Source organism: Pseudomonas sp. 18058, assembly GCF_902706155.1.
In the GTDB taxonomy this organism is placed as follows: domain Bacteria; phylum Pseudomonadota; class Gammaproteobacteria; order Pseudomonadales; family Pseudomonadaceae; genus Aquipseudomonas; species Aquipseudomonas rustica.
The window spans coordinates 15,301-32,782 of record NZ_CACSJY010000049.1 but is presented as its reverse complement, the minus strand read 5'-3'; the positions used below and the strand labels follow the sequence as shown (position 1 = coordinate 32,782).

The following is a 17,482-nucleotide window of genomic DNA, read 5'->3' as shown; positions in this document are numbered from 1 at the left end:
GCCGACGATCAACTGTCGAAAGCATTCTGCAACCAGTTCAGCTGACTCGGATGGCTGTCGATGGCCACCACGTCGAAGCGGCAGGGGGAATTGGCCCAACGCGACTCGCGCTGAAGAAAATACTGTGCGGCAAAAATCAGTTTCTGCTGCTTGCGCCCATCGATGCTAGCGAGCGCGCCACCCCATTGAGTGTTTTTTCTGTAGCGAACTTCAACGAATACTACTGTATCGCCATCAAGCATGACCAGATCAAGCTCGCCGCGTTTACAAAACCAGTTCTGCGCCAACAGGCGCAGACCTTGTTGTTGCAGATGCTCGAGCGCCTGGCGCTCGGCATCTTTACCGCTTTGCGAGCGTGACCTGTCGGGCATTAGCGCGGGGTGTCCGGCAGGCGCTGCACCTGACCGCTGACGAACTGCGCCCAAGGCAACTGACGCACCACACGCTGGGTCTGGGTCATGCCGAGGCTGCCCGACTCACCATCGATGCGGCTGTCCGGCAACGCCTTGAGCTGATCCAGACGCGGTGCCAGGCGATAGGCGTCAACACCCATCGCGTACAGGCGGCCAAGGCTGCCGGCAGCTTGCGGCCACTGTGCAACCACTTGCTGGCGCAGTGGGTCGCTGTTGTCCAGCAACCATGGGGTTTCGCAGAAGCGAATGCCGTTCATGTCGTTGTACTGGTTGACGTCGCCGCTGGCGCTGTAAACGTGCGAGGTGGCGTAAACCGGAACATCACCAGCGTACTGGAAATTAAGGGTTGGCTTGATCTGCTGCGCCTGTTGCGGCGTGGCGGCGAGGAAGATGAACTCGATGTCCTGACGACGCGAAGGCTGTGCGGCGACGTTGGTGCCGGCAGCGTTTTGCAGGCTCTTGGCGCGCGCTTCGCTCTGACGCAGCTGGAACATGTCAGCTATCTGCTGAGCCAGTTGCACCGGCTGATCAACGCGCTCGGTGGCGACGATGGTGCCGCCGTTAGCCTGCCAGTCCTGGCTGAACGCGCGCATGACGCGGTCGCCCCATTCACCTTTCGGCACCATGATCGCGGCGCGGTGCAGGCCATCAGCACGGGCGCGGCGCGACACTTCGCGGGCCTCGTCTTCGGCAGCCAGACCAAACTGGAACAGTTGCGCCGGGCCTTGATCGCCTTCGCTGTAGTTCAGCGCGAGGGTGGTGATCGGCAATTGCGGGCGAGTGCTCAGCTGTTTGACCAGTGGTTTTTCCAGCGGCCCGACGACCAGTTGCACGCCGTCAGCCTGAGCCTTGCGGTAGAACTCGTCCATCGAGGTCAGCTTTGAGCTGTCGTAAAATTCGATCGCGGGTGGCTTCTGCCCGGCCTGTTGCGCCTGATAGTGCGCCGCCATGAAACCTTCACGCAGTGCTTTGCCGACGGCAGCCAGTTGGCCATCTTGTGGTAGCAGCAGGGCGATTTTGCTCAGGGGCTGGCTGGCCAGTTCCTTGAGTTTGGTCAGCGGCTGCGGCAGGTTGATCGCAGCAGGGTGCTTTGGATTCTGCGCGCGCCAGGTGTCGATCGCAGCTTGCTGCTGTTCCAGCGTACCGGCGGATTTCACCGCCAGTGCCAGGCCCATCCAGCCGCCGAGGTCGTCGGTGGTGTTGGCTTGCAGTTGATCGGTCGGCAGCGAGGCAATCAGTGTCCAGATCGCTTCGTGGTTTTTGCTGGCGGCTTCGCCCTTCAGCATCGGCGCGATAAAGACGCGCTCGCGAGCGGCAGCCAGGGTCTGACCATCGGCTTCAAGGGCACGGGCGTGAACGGTGCCGGTGCGCACTTGCTGCTCTTCAGGCATTTCGCCCAGATGCTGCAGGCTTGGATGGCTCAGGGCGGTCAGCGCGGCTTTCGGTTGATTGCGCGTCATCGCCAGTTCAGCGTTCAGCGTGCTGGCGAAAATCTGCTGGCCGGGCTTCAGTTGCTCCATCGGCACTTGTTGCAGGATTTGCGCGGAGCGTCCGGCATCGCCCTGGTGGTAAGCCAGATCTGCCGCGCTCAGGCGCAACAGGGCAGCTTTTTCCGGGGTACTCGCCTGGCTGGCCTGCGCGAGCAGTTGCTCGATGCTGGCGTCCGGAGTCCGTGGAAGTTCGCCAAGGCTGGAGGAAGGGGAGCTGGCGCAGGCCGCCAATAAGGCAGCGAGGCAGAGGGCAGTGAACAGCCGCAGGCAAGCGATCATGTAAGTGTTCCTGATACTCGATCAAATTAGCGTGGAATTGTACCCAAGCACTGGCCGGGGCGCGATGTTAGTGGCGTGAAACGGTCAATTTAGCTGGAGTAAATGTTGCGGCGCTGCGTTACAGCGTGCAAAACCGTGGTCGGGCAGAGCGCAACGCAAGCCTCGTGACGCGCTACAATGGCCGCTTTTACCGATCATGAGGTGTGCGCTTTGACTGCTCCAGGTTCCCCGAATTCCGCTGCTGGCTCGCTTTATGTGGTGGCGACGCCCATCGGCAACCTGGACGACATCAGCGCCCGGGCACTGAAAATCCTGCGTGAAGTGGCGTTGATCGCTGCCGAAGACACTCGTCACTCGGCGCGCCTGATGCAGCACTTCGGTATTTCCACACCGCTGGCCGCCTGTCACGAACATAACGAACGTGATGAAGGTAGCCGCTTTATTACCCGTCTGCTGGCGGGCGACAACGTTGCGCTGATTTCCGATGCCGGCACGCCGCTGATTTCCGATCCGGGTTATCACCTGGTGCGTCAGGCCCGTGCGGCCGGGATCGCGGTGGTGCCGGTGCCGGGGGCGTGCGCGTTGATCGCGGCGTTGTCGGCGGCGGGGCTGCCATCCGATCGCTTTATCTTTGAAGGTTTCTTGCCGGCCAAGTCGGTCGGGCGCAAGGCGCGACTGCAAGCGGTCAAAGAAGAGCCGCGCACGCTGATCTTCTACGAAGCTCCGCACCGTATTCTTGAATGTTTGCAGGATATGGAAGAAGTGTTCGGTGGTGAGCGTCAGGCACTGTTGGCTCGCGAAATCACCAAGACCTTCGAGACGCTTAAAGGCTTGCCGCTCTCGGAACTGCGCGAGTTTGTTGAATCCGACAGCAATCAGCAGCGTGGCGAATGCGTGGTGCTGGTGGCGGGCTGGACGGCGCCGGAGTCTGAAGACGCGGTCAGCAGCGAGGCAATGCGTGTGCTGAATTTGCTGCTCGAAGAAATGCCGCTCAAGCGTGCCGCCGCTCTCGCCGCGCAAATCACCGGCGAGCGCAAAAACGTGCTGTATCAGGTCGCGCTGGAAAAACAGAAGGGCGAGTAACCCGTCGCGCAGACAGGTTTTGCGGCTATTAGCGCTTGTTCTTCGGGCGCTCTGCCGTTAACCTTCGCGGCGGAGAGTCGATCGGACAGTCGCTGCCCTCTATGAAAATTAGGGGGGGGAGGAAAGTCCGGGCTCCATAGGGCGAAGTGCCAGGTAATGCCTGGGAGGCGTGAGCCTACGGAAAGTGCCACAGAAAATAACCGCCTAAGCGCTTCGGCGCCGGTAAGGGTGAAAAGGTGCGGTAAGAGCGCACCGCACGTCTGGCAACAGTTCGTGGCTAGGTAAACCCCACTTGGAGCAAGACCAAATAGGGTCCCAAGGCGTGGCCCGCGCTGGGACCGGGTAGGTTGCTAAAGATGTCCAGTGATGGCCATCGTAGACGAATGACTGTTCAAGACAGAACCCGGCTTACAGATCGACTCTCCACCTTTTTCTTTCCCTGCTTGAATCAATAGCAACAGGGCTGTGTAATATCAGCAGACCTGCTCTGAAAGTCCGGCAGCGGCAAACGCAGTAATAGCCATTTCCCACCGTGCTTCAATCAACAGCAGAAGCGCTTTTGTAATACCGAAAAAATCTTACTCTTAACAAATTACTTTAACTTCCGAGCGCAGCTTCCAGTGCTGCATCAAGTTATTGGTCAAAACTATCCGCCAATTTGTCGTTACCCCTCCTTTTATGTTCCTAAATCTCCGTTCTGTAAGGGTTTTCCTTTACTCCGCGCCTTGACGGTGTGGTGGGCGCATTCCTATAGTGTGCGCAAGTGGCGGAAAGTGGCATGAAGTGGGTTTTTTGAGCTCAAAACGATAAAAATTGGAGAAACGCTGACGTGTTTCGCGGAGCTAACGCTATCAGTCTCGATGCAAAGGGCCGTCTCGCTATGCCGAGCCGGTACCGCGACGAGCTCGTTTCGCGTAGTTCCGGCCAATTGATCGTGACCATTGATGCCGTTGATCCATGCCTGTGTGTCTATCCGCTCGATGAGTGGGAAATTATTGAAACCAAGTTGCGCGCACTTCCTTCGCTTCGCGAAGAGAACCGTCGCCTGCAACGTTTATTGATTGGTAATGCCGTCGATCTCGAACTCGATGGCAGTGGTCGTTTTCTGGTTCCACCGCGTCTGCGCGAATACGCCAAGCTCGATAAGCGTGCGATGCTGGTAGGCCAACTGAACAAGTTCCAATTGTGGGACGAGGATGCATGGGACGCGGTATCTGCCGCTGACCTTGCTGCTATTCAACAACCGGGCGCCATGCCTGATGAACTGCGTGATTTGATCCTGTGACTATTGATAGCGGCTTTAACCACATCACCGTACTGCTCGACGAAGCCGTGGAGGCTCTCGCCGTACGTCCTGATGGATGCTATCTGGACGGTACGTTCGGTCGCGGCGGACACAGCCGGCTGATCCTCAGCCAGCTCGGAACAGATGGTCGTCTCATCGGATTCGACAAAGATCCACAAGCGATTGCCACCGGGCAAACGCTAGCGGCCGAAGACGGCCGCTTTGTCGTTGTGCAGCGCAGCTTTGCCGAGCTCGGTTCGGTGGTTGCCGAACAGGGTCTGAGCGGCAAGGTCAGCGGCATTCTGCTCGACCTCGGCGTCTCTTCGCCGCAGCTCGACGACGCTGAACGCGGCTTCAGTTTCCTCAACGACGGTCCGCTGGACATGCGCATGGATCCGTCCCGTGGCATCAGCGCTGCCGAATTCGTCAACACCGCGCCGGCTGAAGAAATCGCCCGGGTGTTCAAGGAATACGGCGAAGAACGTTTCTCCGGTCGCATGGCTCGTGCCGTTGCCGAACGTCGCGATATCACGCCGTTCGAGCGCACCGCCGATCTGGCCGAAGTGCTCAAGGTCGCCAACCCGGCGTGGGAAAAGGGCAAGAACCCGGCCACCCGTGCGTTCCAGGGTTTGCGCATTCACGTCAACAACGAACTGGGCGATCTGGAAGCCGGCCTCGAAGCCGCGCTGGACGCACTGGAAATCGGTGGGCGTCTGGTGGTGATCAGCTTCCACTCGCTGGAAGACCGCATCGTCAAACTCTTCATGCGCAAACTGGTGAAAGGCGAAGCCGACAACCTGCCGCGCAACCTGCCGGTTCGTCACGTAGCGTTCGAACCGAAAATCAAAGTCCATGGCAAAGCGCAGACGGCCTCCGACGCCGAACTCAAAGCCAACCCACGTTCCCGTAGCGCCGTCATGCGCGTCGCGGAGAAGTTGCGGTGAGCAAGCTTTTCGCCAAGCCATTGCCTGGCGGCAGCTTTTTGATGCTGCTGCTGTTTATCGGCGTGCTCGTGTCGGCCATCGGCGTGTCTTACAGCGCGCACTGGAACCGCCAGTTGCTCAACAATCTTTATAACGAACTCAGCGTGCGCGACAAGGCGCAGGCCGAGTGGGGCCGTTTGATTCTTGAACAAAGCACCTGGACCGCGCACAGCCGGATCGAAGTGCTGGCCAGCGAACAATTGAAAATGCACATTCCGGGCGCGGCTGACGTGAAGATGGTGGCGCCATGATGAAACTCGAAGGCGCACTCTTCCCTTGGCGCTTCCGCCTGATGGTGGCACTGCTCGGCGTGATGGTCGCAGCAATCTGCTGGCGCATCATCGACCTGCAAGTGGTTGACCGTGACTTCCTCAAAGGTCAGGGCGACGCACGCAGTCTGCGTCACATCCCGATTCCGGCTCACCGTGGTCTGATCACCGACCGTAACGGCGAGCCTTTGGCCGTCAGTACGCCGGTGACCACCCTGTGGGCCAACGCCAAGGAAATGCAGTCGGCCAAAGAAAAGTGGCCGGCACTGGCGGCAGCTCTGGGTCAGGATCCGAAAGCCCTGACCGAGCGTCTCGAAGCTCAGGCCAACAAAGAATTCATTTATCTGGTGCGCGGGCTGACCCCCGAGCAGGGCCAGGCTGTGCTTGATCTGAAAGTGCCGGGCGTTTACGGCATCGAAGAATTCCGCCGCTTCTATCCGGCCGGTGAAGTCACTGCGCACATGGTCGGCTTTACCGACATCGACGACCACGGTCGTGAAGGCGTCGAACTCGCCTACGACGAGTGGCTCGCCGGTGTGCCGGGCAAACGGCAGGTCATCAAGGATCGGCGCGGTCGGCTGATCAAGGATGTCCAGGTCACCAAAAACGCCAAGGCCGGCAAGCCCTTGGCGTTGTCCATTGACCTGCGTCTGCAATACCTGGCCAACCGCGAGCTGCGTAACGCAATCATCGAAAACGGCGCCAAGGCCGGCAGTCTGGTGATCATGGACGTGAAGACCGGCGAGATCCTCGCCATGGTCAACCAGCCGACCTACAACCCGAACAACCGTCGCAACCTGCAACCGGCGATGATGCGTAACCGCGCGATGATCGACGTGTTCGAGCCGGGTTCGACGATGAAAGCCATCTCGATGAGCGCCGCGATCGAATCCGGCCGCTGGAAACCGACCGACACCGTCGAGGTGTATCCGGGTACTTTGCAGATTGGCAAGTACACCATCAAAGACGTTTCGAGAACCGAAGGCCCGGTGCTGGACATGACCGGCATCCTGATCAATTCCAGTAACGTCGGCATGAGTAAGGTCGCGTTCGATATCGGCGGCGAAACCATTTATCGCCTCGCACAGAAAGTCGGCCTCGGCCAGGACACCGGCCTCGGCTTCCCGGGCGAGCGCGTCGGCAACCTGCCGAACTACCGTGAGTGGCGCAAGGCAGAAACCGCAACCCTGTCTTACGGCTACGGTATTTCCGTGACCGCGATTCAGCTGGTGCACGCCTTCTCTGCACTGGCAAACAATGGTCGTCTCGCGCCGCTGACCCTGATCAAAACCGACAAGCCGCCGCAAACCACGCAAGTGCTGCCGGAAGCCGTCGCGAAAACCATGCAAGGCATGCTCACCCAAGTGATCGAAGCACCGCGCGGTGTATTCCGTGCGCAGGTGCCGGCGTATCACGTGGCCGGCAAGTCGGGTACTGCACGTAAAACGTCGGTGGGTACCAAGGGCTACGCCGAAAACTCCTATCGCTCGCTGTTCGCCGGTTTCGGCCCGATGAGTGATCCGCGTTACGCCATCGTTGTGGTGATCGACGAACCAAGCAAGGCCGGCTACTTCGGTGGTCTGGTATCGGCGCCAGTGTTCAGCCGCGTGATGTCCGGCACTCTGCGTCTGATGAACGTGACCCCGGACAATCTGCCGGCGACACAACAGGCCAACGCCACCCCGGTCATACCGCTGAAAGCCAATGGAGGGCGCGGCTGATGTCATTAAGTCTGAACAAGATATTCCCCCACGCCGGCCACGATCTGTTGATCCGTGAATTGGCGCTGGACAGCCGTAACGTACGCGCTGGCGATCTGTTCCTCGCCGTGCCGGGCGGCAAATTTGATGGCCGTGCGCACATCGCTGATGCACTGCAACGCGGTGCTGCCGCTGTAGCTTATGAAGTCGAAGGCGCCACTGTGCTGCCGATCACCGACGTGCCGCTGATCCCGGTCAAAGGCCTCGCTGCGCAACTGTCGGACATCGCCGGGCGTTTTTACGGTGAGCCAAGTCATCACCTGAACCTGGTGGGCGTGACCGGCACCAACGGTAAGACCAGCGTGACCCAATTGGTTGCGCAGGCGCTGGATCTGCTCGGTCAACATTGCGGCATCGTCGGCACGCTGGGTTCCGGCTTCTATGGCGCACTGGAAAGCGGTCTGCACACCACGCCGAATCCGATTGCCGTACAAGCGACATTGGGCGACCTGAAAAAGGCCGGCGCCAAAGCCGTGGCCATGGAAGTGTCGTCCCACGGTCTGGATCAGGGCCGCGTCACTGCACTGGCGTTCGACGTGGCGGTGATGACCAACCTGTCCCGCGATCATCTGGATTATCACGGCACCATGCAGGTGTACGCTGAGGCCAAGGCCAAGCTGTTCGCCTGGAATGATTTGAAGTGCCGCGTGGTCAACCTCGACGATGATTTTGGCCGGCAACTGGCCGCTGAAAAACGTGAGTCGCGTTTGATCACCTATAGCCTGCTCGACAGCAGCGCCTATCTGTATTGCCGCGAAGCGCAGTTCGACGACCACGGTGTGCGCGCCACATTGGTCACGCCGCAGGGCGAACATCATCTGCGCAGCACGCTGCTCGGTCGCTTCAACCTGAGCAACGTCCTTGCTGCGGTCGGCGCATTGCTCGGTCTGGATTACGCGCTCGACGAAATTCTCAAAGTGCTGCCGAAACTCGAAGGCCCGGCCGGGCGCATGCAGCGTCTTGGCGGTGGCACGCAACCGTTGGTGGTGGTCGATTACGCCCACACCCCGGACGCACTGGAAAAAGTACTGACCGCGCTGCGCCCGCACGTCAAAGGTCAACTGCTGTGCCTGTTCGGCTGCGGCGGTGACCGTGATCGCGGCAAGCGTCCGTTGATGGCTGAAGTGGTCGAGCGTCTGGCCGATCAGGTGCTGGTCACCGACGACAACCCGCGTACTGAAGATCCGGCAGTGATTTTCGATGACATCCGCGCCGGTTTCACGGCTGTGGATAAAGTTACCTTCGTTGCTGGCCGTGGTCAGGCGATTGCACAACTGATCGCCGGCGCGTCGGCCGATGACGTGATTGTTCTGGCCGGTAAAGGTCACGAGGACTATCAGGAAATCAACGGCGAGCGCCACGCTTTCTCCGATCTGGTCGAGGCTGATCATGCCCTGACCGCTTGGGAGGTGGCCCATGCTTAAGGCCCTCAAACTCAGCGAGCTGACCAATGCGCTCGACGCACGTTTGATCGCTGCTGATGCCAGCTTCGACGGCGTCAGCATCGACAGTCGCGCGATCCAGCCTGGCCAATTGTTTATTGCGCTGACCGGCCCGCGTTTCGACGGTCACGACTACTTGAACGATGTCGCCGCCAAAGGCGCCGTCGCTGCGCTGGTCGAGCGTGAAGTCGCCGACAGCACTTTGCCGCAATTGCTGGTCAGGGACACCCGTCAGGCCCTCGGCCAGTTGGGCGCCTTGAATCGCGCCGCGTTCACTCAGCCTGTAGCGGCGGTGACCGGTTCCAGCGGCAAAACCACGGTCAAGGAAATGCTCGCGAGCATCCTGCGCACGCGCGGCCCGGTGCTGGCGACCCGTGGCAACCTGAACAACGACCTCGGCGTACCGCTGACCCTGATCGAACTGGCACCGGAGCACACCTCGGCCGTGATCGAACTGGGCGCCTCGCGTCTGGGCGAAATCGCCTACACCGTCGGGCTGACCAAGCCGCACGTAGCGATTCTGAACAATGCCGGCACCGCTCACGTCGGTGAGTTCGGCGGCCCGGAAAAAATCGTCGAAGCCAAAGGCGAAATCATCGAAGGGCTGGCGGCCGATGGCATCGCCGTGCTCAACCTCGATGACAAGGCTTTCGGTATCTGGAAGACCCGCGCTGCCGGTCGCCAAGTGTTGACCTTTGCCCTGAGCAACACGCAGGCGGACTTTTACGCCAGCGACCTGACCACCGATGCCCGTGGTTGCCCGGCCTTCAATCTGCACACACCTGAAGGTGTCGAGCGCGTTCAACTGAACCTGCTCGGCACCCATAACGTCGCCAATTCCATGGCCGCCGCCGCTGCCGCGCACGCCTTGGGCGTGTCGCTGTTCGGCATCGCCACCGGCCTTGGCGCGGTGCAACCGGTCAAGGGTCGCACCGTCGCGCAACTGGCGAAGAACGGCATGCGCGTGATCGATGATACTTACAACGCAAACCCCACCTCGATGTGCGCGGCCGTTGATATACTCGCCGGCTTTTCCGGCCGCACCGTCCTGGTGCTCGGGGATATCGGCGAGTTGGGCGATTGGGCGGAGCAGGGGCACCGCGACGTGGGCGAGTACGCCCGGGGCAAGGTTTCCGCGCTTTACGCCGTCGGGCCAAACATGGTTCACGCCGTCAACGCATTCGGTGAACAGGCGCATCACTTCGGCACGCAAGCCGAGCTGATCCAGGCCCTCGACGCCGAGCAGGACACAAACACCACTATTTTGATCAAGGGTTCGCGCAGTGCAGCGATGGAAAACATCGTTGCGGCTCTGTGCGGATCCAGTCTGGAGAAACATTAATGCTGCTGCTGCTAGCGGAGTATCTGCAACAGTTCTACAAAGGCTTCGCGGTCTTTCAGTACCTGACCCTGCGCGGGATTCTCGGTGTGCTGACCGCGCTGGTTTTGTCGCTGTGCTATGGCCCGTGGATGATTCGCACCCTGCAGAACCGTCAGATCGGTCAATCCGTGCGTAACGACGGCCCGCAATCGCACCTGTCCAAGTCGGGCACCCCGACCATGGGCGGCGCACTGATTCTGTCTTCGATCGGCGTCAGCACTTTGCTTTGGGCTGACTTGAGCAACCGCTACGTCTGGACTGTGTTGCTGGTGACCTTGCTGTTCGGCGCCATCGGCTGGGTCGACGATTACCGCAAAGTCATCGAGAAGAATTCGCGTGGCTTGCCGAGCCGCTGGAAGTATTTCTGGCAGTCGGTGTTTGGCCTCGGCGCAGCGATCTTCCTTTATATGACCGCGTCCACCCCGGTGGAAACCACGCTGATCCTGCCGATGCTCAAGGACTACAGCATTCCGCTGGGCCTGGGCTTCATCGTGCTGACTTACTTTGTGATTGTCGGTTCGAGCAACGCGGTCAACCTGACTGACGGCCTCGACGGTCTGGCGATCATGCCCACCGTGATGGTTGGCGGTGGCCTGGGCATCTTCTGCTACCTGTCGGGTAACGTGAAATTCGCTGAATACCTGCTGATCCCTTATGTGCCGGGCGCGGGCGAACTGATCGTGTTCTGCGGCGCGCTGATTGGCGCCGGATTGGGCTTCCTCTGGTTCAACACCTATCCAGCGCAAGTGTTCATGGGCGACGTCGGTGCCCTGGCACTCGGCGCGGCACTGGGCACCATCGCGGTGATCGTCCGTCAGGAAATCGTCCTGTTCATCATGGGCGGCGTGTTCGTGATGGAAACCCTGTCAGTCGTCATTCAGGTTGCGTCCTTTAAGCTGACCGGTCGCCGTGTGTTCCGCATGGCACCGATACACCACCACTTTGAACTCAAGGGCTGGCCCGAGCCGCGCGTGATTGTCCGTTTCTGGATCATCACCGTGATTCTCGTGCTGGTTGGCCTTGCCACCCTGAAGCTGAGGTAGAACGAGTGTCTCTGATCGCTTCTGACCACTTCCGCATCGTTGTCGGCCTCGGCAAGAGCGGCATGTCCCTGGTTCGCTTCCTGGCGAACCGGGGCACGTCGTTTGCCGTGGCGGACACGCGGGAAAATCCACCGGAACTGGCCACGCTCAAGCGTGACTATCCGCACGTGGAAGTGCGTTGTGGCGAGCTGGACGTCGAATTCCTCTGCCGTGCCGACGAGCTCTACGTGAGCCCCGGCCTGGCGCTGGCGACCCCGGCCCTGCAAGCCGCTGCGGCCCGTGGCGTGAAACTGTCCGGCGACATCGAGCTGTTCGCGCGTAACGCGCAGGCGCCGATCGTGGCCATCAGCGGTTCCAACGCGAAAAGCACCGTCACCACCCTGGTCGGCGAGATGGCGGCTGCGGCGGGCAAACGCGTCGCCGTCGGCGGCAACCTCGGCACCCCGGCGCTGGACTTGCTCAGCGACGACATCGAGCTGTACGTGATGGAGCTGTCGAGCTTCCAGCTGGAAACCACTGACCAGCTCAACGCTGAAGTGGCGACCGTGCTGAACATCAGCGAAGACCACATGGATCGCTACAGCGGTCTGCCGGCGTACCACCTGGCCAAGCACCGGATCTTCCGTGGCGCGAAGCAGTTCGTGGTCAACCGTCAGGATGCGCTGAGCCGTCCGCTGATGGGCGAAGGCCAGCCATGCTGGACGTTCGGCCTGACCAAACCTGATTTCAAAGCCTTCGGTATCCGCGAAGAAGACGGCGAGAAGTATCTGGCCTTCGAATTCCAGAACCTGATGCCAGTGCGCGAATTGAAGATTCGTGGCGCGCATAACCAGTCCAACGCCCTCGCGGCGCTGGCACTCGGTCATGCGGTCGGCCTGCCGTTCGATGCGATGCTCGCGGCGCTGCGCAACTTCGCCGGTCTCGAACACCGCTGCCAGTGGGTGCGTGATCTCGACGGCGTGGCTTACTACAACGATTCCAAAGCCACCAACGTCGGCGCCGCACTGGCTGCGATCGAAGGCTTGGGCGCGGACATCGACGGCAAGGTCATCCTGATCGCCGGTGGCGATGGCAAGGGTGCCGAATTCAACGATCTGCATGATCCGGTGGCGGCCAACTGCCGCGCCGTGATCCTCATGGGCCGCGACTCCGACAAGATCGGCGCCGCCATCGGCGATGCCGTGCCGCTGATTCGCGCGACCTCGCTGGTCGACGCCGTCGCGCAATGCCGCGCCGCTGCTCAGCCGGGTGACGTGGTGCTGCTGTCGCCAGCCTGCGCCAGTTTCGACATGTTCAAGAATTATGAAGACCGTGGTCACCAGTTCGTCCGCGCTGTGGAGGAATTGGCATGAGCCTGCGCAATATCATCAAACCGTATCCGTCGCCGATCATCACCGGGCGCGGTATCGACCTCGATTTCCCGATGCTCGCCGGTTGCCTGGCGCTGCTCGGTCTCGGTTTGATCATGATCGCCTCGGCGTCCACCGAAGTGGCGGCCGCGCAGTCGGGCAGTCCGCTGTATTACATGATTCGCCACCTTATATATGTGGTGCTGGGTTTGGGCGCGTGTGTCATCACTATGATGATCCCGATCGCCACCTGGCAGCGCCTCGGCTGGTTGATGTTGCTCGGCGCGTTCGGTTTGCTGGTGATGGTTATCGTCCCCGGCATCGGCCGAGAAGTGAACGGTTCGATGCGCTGGATCGGTTTCAGCTTCTTCAACGTGCAGCCGTCCGAAATCGCCAAAGTATTCGTGGTGATCTACCTCGCCGGTTATCTGGTGCGGCGACAGAAAGAAGTGCGCGAGAGCTGGATGGGCTTCTTCAAGCCGTTCATCGTGCTGCTGCCGATGGCGGGTCTGTTGCTGATGGAGCCGGACTTCGGTGCCACCGTGGTAATGATGGGCGCTGCGGCGGCAATGCTATTCCTTGGCGGGGTCGGGCTGTTCCGCTTCTCGCTGATGGTGGTGTTGGCGGTCGGGGCGGTGGTGCTGCTGATTCAGATGCAGCCGTATCGAATGGCGCGTCTGACCAACTTCGCTGACCCGTGGGCTGACCAGTTCGGCGCTGGTTATCAACTGTCGCAAGCGTTGATCGCCTTCGGTCGCGGTGAATGGCTCGGCGTGGGCCTGGGCAACAGCGTGCAGAAGCAGTTCTACCTGCCGGAAGCGCACACCGACTTCGTGTTCTCGGTTCTCGCTGAAGAGCTGGGCGCGGTGGGTTCGCTGTGCACCGTGGCCCTGTTCGTGTTCGTGTGTATTCGCGGCATGTACATCGGCTTGTGGGCGGAGAAAGCCAAACAGTATTTCGCAGCTTATGTGGCCTACGGCTTGTCGTTCCTGTGGATTGGTCAGTTCCTGATCAACATCGGGGTGAACGTCGGCCTGCTGCCAACCAAGGGTCTGACCTTGCCGTTCCTCAGTTACGGCGGCAGTTCGTTGGTGATCTGCTGTGCCTGTCTCGGCTTGTTATTGAGGATCGAGTGGGAGAGTCGAACCCACCTGGGCAGTGAAGAAATGGAATTCCATGAGAGCGACTTCGCTGAGGAGCCGAATCATGGGCGCTAACGTATTGATCATGGCCGGCGGAACCGGCGGCCACGTGTTCCCGGCGCTGGCCTGTGCCCGCGAGTTTCAGGCGCGCGGCTACACCGTGCACTGGCTCGGCACGCCGCGCGGAATTGAAAACGAACTGGTGCCGGGCGCAGGGCTGGAACTGCACCGCATCAACGCCAGCGGTTTGCGCGGCAAGGGCAAGCTGTCGCTGCTCAAGGCGCCGTTCATGCTGCTGAAGTCGGTCTGGCAGGCGCGGGCGATCATTCGCCAGTTGAAACCAGTGTGTGTGGTCGGCTTTGGTGGTTATGTGACTGGTCCCGGCGGGCTTGCCGCGAAACTGGCCGGCGTGCCGGTGATCGTTCACGAGCAGAACGCTGTGGCCGGCACCGCCAATCGGTTGCTGGTGCCGTTCGCCGCCCGGGTGTGTGAAGCGTTCCCCGACACCTTTACTCTGTCGGACACCCGCCGTACCACCGGAAACCCGGTGCGCAGCGAGCTGTTCCTCGAAACATCGCGACCAGCCCTGGCCGGTCGCAAAGCGCGTTTGCTGATCCTTGGCGGAAGCCTTGGCGCAGAACCGTTGAATAAATTGCTGCCTGAAGCCCTGGCCCAAGTCGCTGCCGATTTGCGCCCGGAAGTGTTTCATCAGGCCGGCAAAAACCACGATGAAGTGACTGCAGAGCGCTACCGCGCCGCCGGCGTCGAAGCGCAGGTGCAGCCGTTCATCAAAGACATGGCCCAAGCCTATGGCTGGGCCGACCTGGTGGTGTGCCGCGCAGGCGCGTTGACCATCAGTGAGCTGGCTGCCGCCGGTCTGCCCTCGATGCTGGTGCCTTTGCCCCACGCGATCGACGATCACCAGACCCGCAACGCCGATTATTTGGCCCGTGAAGGCGCAGCCTTCCTGATGCCGCAAAGAACGACTGGTGCCGCGGATCTTGCCGCGCGCCTGACAGAGGTCTTGATGCAACCGCAACGACTCGAAGATATGGCCCAAGCGGCCCGCCGTCTGGCGAAACCCGATGCCACCCGTAGCGTGGTCGATACCTGTCTGGAGGTGGCCCATGGTTGAGAATCAGAAAGCCATGCCGCAACCGGAAATGCGCCGCATCCGTCGCATCCACTTCGTCGGTATCGGCGGCGTGGGCATGTGCGGTATTGCCGAAGTGTTGTTGAACCTGGGCTATGAAGTGTCCGGTTCCGACCTGAAAGCTTCGCCGGTCACCGAGCGTCTGGAATCGTTCGGCGCGCAGATCTTCATCGGCCACCGTGCCGAGAACGCCGCGACCGCCGATGTACTGGTGGTGTCGAGCGCTGTGAACACCTCTAACCCGGAAGTCGCGACCGCCCTTGAGCGCCGTATTCCAGTGGTGCCGCGGGCCGAAATGCTCGCCGAACTGATGCGCTATCGCCACGGCATCGCCGTCGCCGGTACGCACGGCAAAACCACCACTACCAGCCTGATCGCTTCGGTGTTCGCCGCCGGTGGTCTGGATCCGACCTTCGTCATCGGTGGCCGTCTGAATGCTGCGGGCACCAATGCCCAGCTCGGCACCAGCCGTTACCTGATCGCCGAAGCCGATGAAAGCGACGCGAGCTTCCTGCACCTGCAACCGCTGGTGGCCGTGGTCACCAACATCGACGCCGACCACATGGCGACCTACGACGGTGACTTCAACAAACTGAAGAAAACGTTCGTCGAGTTCCTGCACAACCTGCCGTTCTACGGTTTGGCCGTGATGTGCCTGGACGATCCGGTCGTGCGCGAAATCCTGCCGCTGGTGAAACGTCCGACCGTGACCTACGGCTTCAGCGAAGACGCTGACGTGCGCGCGATCAATGTGCGTCAGCAAGGCATGCAAACCTTCTTCACCGTGCTGCGCCCTGACCGCGAGCCGCTGGACGTTTCCGTGAACATGCCGGGCAACCACAACGTGCTCAACTCGCTGGCGACCATCTGCATTGCGTCCGACGAGGGCGTCAGCGATGAAGCCATCGTTCAGGGCCTGTCGGGTTTCCAGGGTGTCGGTCGACGCTTCCAGGTCTACGGCGAACTGCCGGTGGACGGCGGCCACGTGATGCTGGTTGACGACTACGGTCACCACCCGACCGAAGTCGCAGCAGTGATCAAAGCCGTACGCGGTGGCTGGCCGGAACGCCGTCTGGTGATGGTGTATCAACCGCACCGTTACAGCCGCACCCGCGACCTGTACGACGATTTCGTCAATGTACTGGCCGACGCCAACGTGCTGCTGCTGATGGAAGTTTATCCGGCCGGCGAAGAGCCGATCCCGGGCGCCGACAGCCGCAAGCTGTGCAACAGCATCCGTCAGCGCGGTCAGCTCGACCCGATCTACATCGAGCGTGGCGTTGATCTGGCACCGCTGGTGAAGCCGCTGTTGCGTGCTGGCGACATCCTGCTGTGCCAGGGCGCGGGTGATATCGGCGGTCTCGCGCCGAAGCTGTTGAAAAGTGAATTGTTCGCTGGCGCCGTGGCGGCGTCGGTCGAGGGGAAGTTGAAATGACTGCTGCCTACGCCAACCTGTTCTCCACCATCGCGCCGAAAGACTTCGGCCGCGTCGCCGTGCTCTTCGGCGGCTTGAGTGCCGAGCGTGAGGTTTCGCTGAAATCCGGTAACGCCGTTCTCGATGCGCTGCAGAGCGCTGGTGTGGACGCGTTCGGTATCGACGTTGGCGCCGACATTCTGCAACGTCTGCTGAGTGAAAAAATCGACCGCGCCTTCATCATTCTTCACGGCCGTGGCGGTGAAGACGGCTCCATGCAGGGCCTGCTCGAAGTGGCCGGCATTCCCTACACCGGCAGCGGCATTCTGGCCTCGGCACTGGCGATGGACAAACTGCGCACCAAGCAGGTCTGGCACAGCCTCGGGATTCCGACGCCGCGCCACGCCGTGCTGTGCAGCGAAGCCGATTGTATTTCTGCGGCGACGGAACTGGGCTTCCCTTTGATCGTCAAACCGGCCCATGAAGGTTCAAGTATCGGGATGGCCAAAGTGAGTTCTGCGTCCGAGTTGATCGACGCATGGAAAGCGGCCAGTACCTACGATTCGCAAGTCTTGGTTGAGCAATGGATTCAAGGTCCGGAGTTCACCATCGCCACCCTGCGTGACCAGGTGTTGCCTCCAATCGCCCTGGGTACACCGCACACGTTTTACGACTACGACGCCAAGTACATCGCCAACGATACCCAGTACCGCATTCCGTGCGGGCTGGATGCCGCCAAGGAAAAGGAACTCATGGATCTCACGGCCAAGGCCAGTGAGGCGCTGGGGATTGCCGGTTGGGGCAGGGCGGACGTGATGCAGGACGCCGACGGGCAGTTCTGGTTCCTGGAAGTGAACACCGCACCGGGCATGACCGATCACAGTCTGGTGCCGATGGCGGCCCGTGCTGCCGGTCTGGATTTCCAGCAACTGGTACTGGCCATTCTGGCCGCCAGTGTTGAGGGCGCAGTTACCCAAGAGGCGCGAGGTTAAGACC

The 17,482-nt window shown here is 60.9% G+C and carries 15 protein-coding genes and 1 other RNA gene; 14 read left to right on the top strand and 2 right to left on the bottom strand.

Features of this window, described 5'->3' with window-relative positions; all coding sequences use genetic code 11:
• Positions 1-8 precede the first annotated feature (8 nt).
• Entirely contained in the window at positions 9-371 is a 363-nt protein-coding gene (locus tag GVL50_RS22255) for a YraN family protein (protein ID WP_053123656.1), read from the bottom strand.
• The gene (locus tag GVL50_RS22250) at positions 371-2,182 is read right to left on the bottom strand and encodes a penicillin-binding protein activator (protein WP_053123654.1); all 1,812 of its coding nucleotides are present in this window, start codon (positions 2,180-2,182) and stop codon (positions 371-373) included. The genes GVL50_RS22255 and GVL50_RS22250 overlap by 1 nt, the downstream gene beginning before the upstream one ends.
• A 177-nt stretch (positions 2,183-2,359) precedes the next feature.
• Between GVL50_RS22250 and rsmI the strand changes: the two genes are divergently transcribed.
• The 14 genes from rsmI (at position 2,360) to GVL50_RS22180 (ending at position 17,478) form a co-directional block, all read left to right on the top strand.
• Positions 2,360-3,265 (top strand): 16S rRNA (cytidine(1402)-2'-O)-methyltransferase, encoded by a 906-nt coding sequence (gene rsmI / locus GVL50_RS22245; RefSeq protein WP_159815078.1) that lies wholly within the window; start codon positions 2,360-2,362, stop codon positions 3,263-3,265.
• Between the two features lie 73 nt (positions 3,266-3,338).
• Positions 3,339-3,692, top strand: an RNA gene (gene rnpB, locus GVL50_RS22240) — RNase P RNA component class A.
• Positions 3,693-4,094: 402 nt separating this feature from the next.
• Entirely contained in the window at positions 4,095-4,550 is a 456-nt protein-coding gene (mraZ, locus tag GVL50_RS22235) for a division/cell wall cluster transcriptional repressor MraZ (RefSeq protein ID WP_008147486.1), read from the top strand.
• Positions 4,547-5,494: a 16S rRNA (cytosine(1402)-N(4))-methyltransferase RsmH gene (rsmH, locus tag GVL50_RS22230; RefSeq protein ID WP_371926024.1), complete on the top strand. Its 948-nt coding sequence runs from the start codon at positions 4,547-4,549 to the stop codon at positions 5,492-5,494. The genes mraZ and rsmH overlap by 4 nt, the downstream gene beginning before the upstream one ends.
• A complete protein-coding gene (ftsL, locus tag GVL50_RS22225; protein WP_053123650.1) occupies positions 5,491-5,784 on the top strand; it encodes a cell division protein FtsL in 294 nt (97 codons plus the stop codon). Before rsmH ends, ftsL begins: the two co-directional genes overlap by 4 nt.
• Positions 5,784-7,523, top strand: coding sequence for a penicillin-binding protein 2 (locus tag GVL50_RS22220; RefSeq protein ID WP_178124211.1), 1,740 nt, complete (start codon positions 5,784-5,786; stop codon positions 7,521-7,523). Before ftsL ends, GVL50_RS22220 begins: the two co-directional genes overlap by 1 nt.
• On the top strand, positions 7,523-8,986 hold the full coding sequence (locus tag GVL50_RS22215; protein WP_159815076.1) for a UDP-N-acetylmuramoyl-L-alanyl-D-glutamate--2,6-diaminopimelate ligase: 1,464 nt from the start codon (positions 7,523-7,525) through the stop codon (positions 8,984-8,986). Before GVL50_RS22220 ends, GVL50_RS22215 begins: the two co-directional genes overlap by 1 nt.
• Entirely contained in the window at positions 8,979-10,346 is a 1,368-nt protein-coding gene (gene murF, locus GVL50_RS22210; protein WP_159815075.1) for a UDP-N-acetylmuramoyl-tripeptide--D-alanyl-D-alanine ligase, read from the top strand. The genes GVL50_RS22215 and murF overlap by 8 nt, the downstream gene beginning before the upstream one ends.
• Positions 10,346-11,428 carry a phospho-N-acetylmuramoyl-pentapeptide-transferase gene (mraY, locus tag GVL50_RS22205; RefSeq protein ID WP_008082775.1) on the top strand — a complete coding sequence of 361 codons (1,083 nt, stop codon included), beginning with the start codon at positions 10,346-10,348 and terminating at the stop codon, positions 11,426-11,428. The genes murF and mraY overlap by 1 nt, the downstream gene beginning before the upstream one ends.
• Before the next feature lie 5 nt (positions 11,429-11,433).
• On the top strand, positions 11,434-12,780 hold the full coding sequence (murD, locus tag GVL50_RS22200; RefSeq protein ID WP_159815074.1) for a UDP-N-acetylmuramoyl-L-alanine--D-glutamate ligase: 1,347 nt from the start codon (positions 11,434-11,436) through the stop codon (positions 12,778-12,780).
• On the top strand, positions 12,777-13,994 hold the full coding sequence (ftsW, locus tag GVL50_RS22195; protein ID WP_053123640.1) for a putative lipid II flippase FtsW: 1,218 nt from the start codon (positions 12,777-12,779) through the stop codon (positions 13,992-13,994). The genes murD and ftsW overlap by 4 nt, the downstream gene beginning before the upstream one ends.
• Entirely contained in the window at positions 13,984-15,054 is a 1,071-nt protein-coding gene (gene murG / locus GVL50_RS22190) for an undecaprenyldiphospho-muramoylpentapeptide beta-N-acetylglucosaminyltransferase (RefSeq protein ID WP_159815073.1), read from the top strand. The genes ftsW and murG overlap by 11 nt, the downstream gene beginning before the upstream one ends.
• A complete protein-coding gene (murC, locus tag GVL50_RS22185; protein WP_053123636.1) occupies positions 15,047-16,507 on the top strand; it encodes a UDP-N-acetylmuramate--L-alanine ligase in 1,461 nt (486 codons plus the stop codon). Before murG ends, murC begins: the two co-directional genes overlap by 8 nt.
• Positions 16,504-17,478 (top strand): D-alanine--D-alanine ligase, encoded by a 975-nt coding sequence (locus GVL50_RS22180; protein WP_159815072.1) that lies wholly within the window; start codon positions 16,504-16,506, stop codon positions 17,476-17,478. The genes murC and GVL50_RS22180 overlap by 4 nt, the downstream gene beginning before the upstream one ends.
• The last annotated feature ends 4 nt before the right edge of the window (positions 17,479-17,482 follow it).

Excerpts from the sequence above, each read along its gene's own strand:
- GVL50_RS22255 (WP_053123656.1), bottom strand. The coding sequence starts at position 371 with ATGCCCGACAGGTCACGCTCGCAAAGCGGTAAAGATGCCGAGCGCCAG.
- GVL50_RS22250 (WP_053123654.1), bottom strand. The coding sequence starts at position 2,182 with ATGATCGCTTGCCTGCGGCTGTTCACTGCCCTCTGCCTCGCTGCCTTA.
- rsmI (WP_159815078.1), top strand. The coding sequence starts at position 2,360 with ATGGCCGCTTTTACCGATCATGAGGTGTGCGCTTTGACTGCTCCAGGT.
- GVL50_RS22220 (WP_178124211.1), top strand. The coding sequence starts at position 5,784 with ATGAAACTCGAAGGCGCACTCTTCCCTTGGCGCTTCCGCCTGATGGTG.
- GVL50_RS22215 (WP_159815076.1), top strand. The coding sequence starts at position 7,523 with ATGTCATTAAGTCTGAACAAGATATTCCCCCACGCCGGCCACGATCTG.
- murF (WP_159815075.1), top strand. The coding sequence starts at position 8,979 with ATGCTTAAGGCCCTCAAACTCAGCGAGCTGACCAATGCGCTCGACGCA.
- mraY (WP_008082775.1), top strand. The coding sequence starts at position 10,346 with ATGCTGCTGCTGCTAGCGGAGTATCTGCAACAGTTCTACAAAGGCTTC.
- ftsW (WP_053123640.1), top strand. The coding sequence starts at position 12,777 with ATGAGCCTGCGCAATATCATCAAACCGTATCCGTCGCCGATCATCACC.
- murG (WP_159815073.1), top strand. The coding sequence starts at position 13,984 with ATGGGCGCTAACGTATTGATCATGGCCGGCGGAACCGGCGGCCACGTG.
- murC (WP_053123636.1), top strand. The coding sequence starts at position 15,047 with ATGGTTGAGAATCAGAAAGCCATGCCGCAACCGGAAATGCGCCGCATC.
- GVL50_RS22180 (WP_159815072.1), top strand. The coding sequence starts at position 16,504 with ATGACTGCTGCCTACGCCAACCTGTTCTCCACCATCGCGCCGAAAGAC.